The organism is Vibrio sp. 10N.222.48.A3 (assembly GCF_041475345.1).
Lineage (GTDB): Bacteria > Pseudomonadota > Gammaproteobacteria > Enterobacterales > Vibrionaceae > Vibrio > Vibrio tasmaniensis_A.
Genome location: NZ_JBFRVX010000837.1, coordinates 1 through 4,246, shown reverse-complemented (window position 1 = coordinate 4,246; position 4,246 = coordinate 1). Strand labels below are relative to the sequence as shown.

The following is a 4,246-nucleotide window of genomic DNA, read 5'->3' as shown; positions in this document are numbered from 1 at the left end:
GTTGGCGTGATGCTCCATTTCGCTAACCAAAATCTCATCACCAGCTTGAAGCGTACTTCTTGCGTGCGTTTGAGCTATCAGGTTGAGTGCTTCGGTTGCACCGCGAGTCCAAATGATCTCTTTTGAAGAAGCCGCGCCAATAAACTGAGCGACCTTATCTCTTGCGGCTTCAAATTGACTGGTCGCGTTCGCGGTTAAGCTGTGACTGCCACGGTGAACATTGGCATTTTGTTTGGAGTAGTATTGGCTAATGGCATCAATAACCACCTGAGGTTTTTGTGTCGTTGCTGCGCTGTCTAAATAAATCAACGGTTGTTGATTGATGGTTTGTGATAGCGCAGGAAACTGCTCTCGGATGTGATTGATATCAAGCATCTATTCTTACCTAAAATCTTGGAAATTGTTGCTAGCGTTATGCTGAGCGGTATCGTTATTTTATCGCGACTTGTTAATCGTTGCTGACTAATCTTGATGATTCCAGCGATTTTCTCGTTCTTTAACCTGCGTAAACAGCTTTTGGTTAACAGGAACCTCTATCTGATGCTTAAGTGCTGTTTTTATCAAGTGTCCGGTAATGAAGTCGATCTCTGTCTTTCGTTGGTAAAACATATCTTGCTTCATTGATGAATTGTTCTTTGCTGTCGCTTGAATAACCTTGTTGACGCTTGTTTCTAATTCGTCGAATGAACAAGTAATGCCTTCCGCCAGCATCACTTGCGTGAGTTCTTTAACTATAGAACTCAAAATATCGTTAAACCTTTGGTCAGCAAGCTCTCCATTTTTGATTTGTTCCAGCCCAGTCAGTGGGTTGATTGCACAATTTATGGCGAGTTTAGCCCACAGCGCCGTTGTTATTTCTGGATTCCAACTCACGGCAGGGAAGGCATGTTCCAACACATCAACTAAAAAAGTGCACTGTTGCCCCTTGAGGTTAAAAGCACCCAATTGAGTTTGGCCGATTCCGGTGTGGGATACATTGTTGCTATTGGGTTTGAATGCTGCTTGAGTCGTGGTCGCCAATACTACTGGGTGAGCGTCAATTTGATTAGCAATGTTATCGACCGCTCCCATACCGTTGTGCATGAACATGAGAATAGTGTCAGGGTCGAGATATTGAAGCAGTGGGGTGGTTGCTTCTTCTACTTGCCAAGCTTTGACCGTGAAGATCACTAGATCACTTTCTGGTAGCTTCTCAATATTGTTGTTACTGAAGGAAAGTGAAGTTTGTTCATCAAGCGATAAGTCAATTGAGTTATCTGCGGAACGACTCCACAAAGCCACATTATGACCCGCTTGAAGTAGTTTTATCGCCCACAAAGAGCCGATAGCCCCAGGCCCAACAATAGTGATGTTCACAGCAATACCGAGATAAGAAAGTGGTGCTGCAAGGATAGCGAGGCATTAAATGAAAGCAATAAAAAATGGCACCCGAGGGTGCCATTTTGGAAACTTTCTTAGAAGTTCGATTAGAACTTGTAAGTTACTGCGAAGTAGTGACCTACGCCTGAAGTAGAGAACTGGCCGTATTGTGGGTTAGCACTATCAATTTGAGCACCATCTCTTAGACCGTATACATCTTGGTATAATTTAAGACCGTAACCTACAGCAAATTGGTCATTGTGCCAGTAAATACCATTGAACATAGCTCCGCCGTTGCTCGACTGGTTGTATGAACTATCACGACCAAACTCGTAATCGATGTAACCTTGGTAAGCAATGAATGAACCGTTATCGAAGTTTACGAATGGCTTAAACCAGTTTGTAGAAAATTGGTAACCGTTCCAATCTTTCGTATTTAGATCGTACGTAGCGTAAAGATTGAATTGCATTTTACCAAACCAAGGTACCATTACGTCTGAACCGATACCTGTTTTAGTTGCGTAACCACCGTCAGCTTTGCCATCGATAGTTGTGTAGTTTGCAACGTATAGTTCTTGTACTGGACCAAAAGAAAGGTCTTTACCAGTTAGGCCATCGATAGACATACGAGGCGCAAATTTAACAAACAGTTGATCGTCTTTTGCTTTATCGCTGCCGCTATCGTTAGTTAGGTTGAATACATCAATGTAACCGTAAAGATCGAAGATACCAGAGCGTCCACCAAACTCCATTTCAAGATAAGTATGATCTTTGTCCTGAGGCTTCTCATCGATAGTGTGCATGATATTAAACTGCATCCAGTTGTAATCATTCTTGTGAGTATCGCCGTCAGAATAATCAGCCGCCATTACTGGAGCAGAAGCTGCTGCAAGTAGGCCAAGAGTTAAAAGTGATTTACGCATAATGGAACTCTCTATGTTTGAAATAAGTAACCCGCTAATCCGTGCGTGTTTATATGTCCGAATGCCGAGCATAATAGCGATTTTGTTCTCAAATAAAAGTGAGACAGAGTGAAAACTATGATTATTATGGTGAGCGTGATCACACTAACGATCTAAATGATGGAACTTTAATGTTGCTATGCATCTTGATGAATCCCCACTTCTATTGATTTTGTGAAATTCGATTATTTTGTGTATAAATTGGTGAAATACCGCTCTAAGCAAACGATTATACCAAAAAGTGTGACATGCATATCAAAATCAACAGTATTTCTTTCTAAGCGTTTTCTCGTAAAAAACACCTCACTCAGCGAACGTTTCGATCCTGCCTTTGATCCATTTCCAAGCAACTCCGTACTGAAGTTTGAATCAATTGATGAACAATTCATGTGATGATTAACCTGACTTTTAACTCTGGTTGTTTTTTCATCGCTGACAATATTGAGACCGTTTATTGCACCAATTTTGAGGCAACATTTAAAGATCTGCTCGTGAGCTTATCTTCTGTGTGACGAACTGGTCGAACTTTTTGGAGAGAAGACCAATGAAATATTCACCTATACTCGCTGTAGCGTTGTCAGCCCTATTCATTGTAGGGTGTAATGATGACGATCAACCAACAACCCAGCTGCAAGCTGTTCACGCATCGCCAGATGCTCCACTAGCTAATGTGCTAATTAATAGTCAGGCTCGTTGGACTGGGGTTGATTATGCTCAGGCATCTGGATATACCTCGGTCAATCAAGGCCAGACAACTCTACAGGTCGATGTTCAACTCCCTGGAGATGGTGTGGCGACAGTGATTCCGCCAAGCCAGTTCGATTTAAGCGGTGATTTAGATTACACGGTGATGGTGGTCGGTGATGCTGACGGTTCCAACAACCCAGTTGAGGCTCTCGTTGTGACACGACCTGCAGCAGGCACGGCGACGAGTTCGAGTTTGGATGTGCAAGTTGTTCACGCGGCAACTGGAGTTGGTGATGTGAATCTATACGTTACAGCACCGAATGATCCTCTAGGCGCACCGATTGGAACTTTGGGATACAAAGGATTTACCGATGTGCTCAATATTCCTGCTGGTCAATATCGTGTGAGATTAGAAACCGTGAGTGGAAGTGCTATTGCTTTTGACTCTGGAGAAATCACTCTGTCTGGCGGTAGCGAGTTAACTATTGCGGCAGTTCCAAGAGCGGATTCAACCAGTACGTCTCCGGTGAAGCTGATGGTAATGGATGGCAAAAGTTCATCTATAATTTACGACATGGCAGAATCTGCAGAAGTGAGAGTAGGGCATTTAGTTGATGGTGCACCCTCTGTGGATGTGTTTGTAAACTCGGCTAAGTTTGCTCCTCTTGATGCTCTAATGTTTAAAGAAGTTCGTGGCTTCTTAGATTTGGCAGCAGGCAGTTACGATATCGATATTTATGAAACAGCAACCACCTCTCCAACATTCATTGATGTTGACGGTTTAGCGGTGTTTGCCGGAATGGATTACAGCATCTATGCCGTGGGGACGGTAAGTCCTCTCAATTTGGAAGCGCTAGTTGTTCCAGAAAATCGACGCTCTGTTGCAACCAGTGCAGTATTGAACATTACTCATGCTGCAGCTAATCCAATTGCAGCTTCGGTTGATATTTATTTAACCGAGAACGTGGGAATTTCTGGAAGTACGCCTGCGTTGAGTAATGTGAAATTCAAAGATTTCGCGAATGGTATTTATGTAGCTGCGGGAACTTACTATGTGACGATTACGGTGGCTGGCGATCCATCTACTGTTGCTATTGACTCCGCGCCTGCGACCTTAGTTAACGGTGTTGTGTATCAAGTAGTGGCGATTGATGATTCGATGGGAACGGGATTTAACTTAATAGTAAGTGAAACTACAGATTAATCCGTTAAGCGTCTGCAAATAGAAAATAGAAAAT

4 protein-coding genes are annotated in these 4,246 nt (G+C 43.0%); 1 reads left to right on the top strand and 3 read right to left on the bottom strand.

What is annotated here, in order from left to right; translation table 11 throughout:
- From AB4653_RS20480 to AB4653_RS20470, 3 genes are all read right to left on the bottom strand, one after another.
- The coding region (locus AB4653_RS20480; protein WP_372090867.1) for an aminotransferase class V-fold PLP-dependent enzyme at window positions 1–375 on the bottom strand (375 nt) is incomplete at its 3' end.
- Window positions 376–462: 87 nt separating this feature from the next.
- A complete protein-coding gene (panE, locus tag AB4653_RS20475; protein WP_009848363.1) occupies window positions 463–1,356 on the bottom strand; it encodes a 2-dehydropantoate 2-reductase in 894 nt (297 codons plus the stop codon).
- A 110-nt stretch (window positions 1,357–1,466) separates the two neighbouring features.
- Complete coding sequence (locus AB4653_RS20470; RefSeq protein WP_012603361.1) at window positions 1,467–2,354, bottom strand: outer membrane protein OmpK; 888 nt, start codon at window positions 2,352–2,354, stop codon at window positions 1,467–1,469.
- A 511-nt stretch (window positions 2,355–2,865) separates the two neighbouring features.
- Between AB4653_RS20470 and AB4653_RS20465 the strand changes: the two genes are divergently transcribed.
- Window positions 2,866–4,212 carry a DUF4397 domain-containing protein gene (locus AB4653_RS20465; protein WP_009848365.1) on the top strand — a complete coding sequence of 449 codons (1,347 nt, stop codon included), beginning with the start codon at window positions 2,866–2,868 and terminating at the stop codon, window positions 4,210–4,212.
- Window positions 4,213–4,246: the final 34 nt, after the last annotated feature.